Source organism: Flavobacterium facile (assembly GCF_036321945.1).
GTDB lineage: Bacteria > Bacteroidota > Bacteroidia > Flavobacteriales > Flavobacteriaceae > Flavobacterium > Flavobacterium facile.
In genome coordinates this window covers 1-1,068 of the sequence record NZ_JAZAYT010000001.1, presented here as the reverse complement: position 1 = coordinate 1,068, position 1,068 = coordinate 1, and the positions used below count along the sequence as shown (strand labels likewise).

Genomic DNA, 1,068 nt, shown 5'->3' with positions numbered 1-1,068 from the left:
TTAGTAACGGTGCTCAGTTAATAACACCAGCAGTTCCAACAATCACAACAACACCAGCAACATGTTCTGCAGCAGGAAGTTCAACGATTTCTAATTATAGCGCTTCAAACACGTATACTTTTTCAACACCAGGTCCAACAGTTGGAGCAGGAGGTTTGATTTCAGGAATGACAGTTGGTGCGAGTTACACAGTTACAACAACAAATGGTGGATGTACTTCATTGTCATCAGTATCATTTAGTAACGGTGCTCAGTTAATAACACCAGCAGTTCCAACAATCACAACAACACCAGCAACATGTTCTGCAGCAGGAAGTTCAACGATTTCTAATTATAGCGCTTCAAACACGTATACTTTTTCAACGGCAGGTCCAACAGTTGGAGCAGGAGGTTTGATTTCAGGGATGACAGTTGGTGCGAGTTACACAGTTACAACAACAAATGGTGGATGTACTTCATTGTCATCAGTATCATTTAGTAACGGTGCTCAGTTAATATCACCAGCAGTTCCAACAATCACAACAACACCAGCAACATGTTCTGTAGCAGGAAGTTCAACGATTTCTAATTATAGCGCTTCAAACACGTATACTTTTTCAACACCAGGTCCAACAGTTGGAGCAGGAGGTTTGATTTCAGGGATGACAGTTGGTTCGAGTTACACAGTTACAGCAACAAATGGTGGATGTACATCAAGTGCGTCAGTTTTATTTAGTAATACAGCTCAATTGCCTTCAATTGTGCCAACATTTGTTCAAGTTGCACCAATATGTGCAGGAGATAATTTATCTCAATTGCCATCAGTATCTACGAATGGGATTTCGGGTTCATGGTCACCAAACATGAATAATTTAGTACCAACGTTATATACTTTTACACCAACAGCTGGACAAGGATGTGTTACTACACAGACTATGACAATTGATGTAAGACCTACTCCTCAATTTATCACTCAAATAGCTGATTATTCTATATGTAATGGCGATAATATGAATTTAGCTGTTTTAATAGCTAATAATTCAACTGTTCCAGGTGCTACATTTGAATGGATAGCTACATTTAATAACA

General features: G+C 39.0%; 1 pseudogene. It reads left to right on the top strand.

Annotated features, from left to right (window positions below):
• A pseudogene (locus UEQ13_RS00005) lies at positions 1–1,068 on the top strand (hypothetical protein); the annotation flags it as partial.